Source organism: Vibrio sp. T9 (genome assembly GCF_003123985.1).
GTDB lineage: Bacteria > Pseudomonadota > Gammaproteobacteria > Enterobacterales > Vibrionaceae > Vibrio > Vibrio diabolicus.
Window position 1 is genome coordinate 1 of sequence record NZ_NIGY01000042.1, and the last position, 559, is coordinate 559.

The following is a 559-nucleotide window of genomic DNA, read 5'->3' on the forward strand; positions in this document are numbered from 1 at the left end:
ACCGTTGCCAAGCCGTCGAGTGGCGCTGCGGAAGGTGCGCATGGTGAGGTGGTGTGGCGGCGCGTGCGTCCGTGACGTGCCTCAGAGCAGGCGTATCCCGAACGGCTTGACGCACACCGCAAACACGGCGAAACACGCGATGGTGATGACGGCGCTGAGGCCCAACGCAGGCCAGAAACCAAATCGCGCGAGCAACGCGGGAAACGCCAGGAACATCGGCAACGTCGGCACGACGTACCAGAACGTGTACCACGCGTGGTTGGCGATTTTCTCGGCGGGCTGTTTTTCGATGTAGAGCCATGTCAGCGCAAGCAGCGTGACCAGTGGCAAAGAAGCGATCAGCGCGCCGAGGCGATCGCTTCGCTTTGCCACTTCGGACACGGCGACAACGACGGCCGCCGTGATCAGGTATTTGGTGATGATCCAGTACATGGCTTCCCCCAACAGGTGGTATCGACGACATCGCTTCTTCGATCAGGCGTTGCCAGTAAATGCCGCCCATACCAGCGAAATGCCGGAGCAAAGAATCAGGGCGTCGACCACGTGAGCATAGCGGTGC

Annotated in this window: 1 protein-coding gene; it reads right to left on the bottom strand. The window is 61.0% G+C overall.

The window, feature by feature from the left end; all coding sequences use genetic code 11:
- Positions 1 to 81: 81 nt before the first annotated feature.
- Positions 82 to 432 (bottom strand): DUF3147 family protein, encoded by a 351-nt coding sequence (locus tag CBX98_RS25300; RefSeq protein ID WP_046968765.1) that lies wholly within the window; start codon positions 430 to 432, stop codon positions 82 to 84.
- Between the last annotated feature and the right edge of the window lie 127 nt (positions 433 to 559).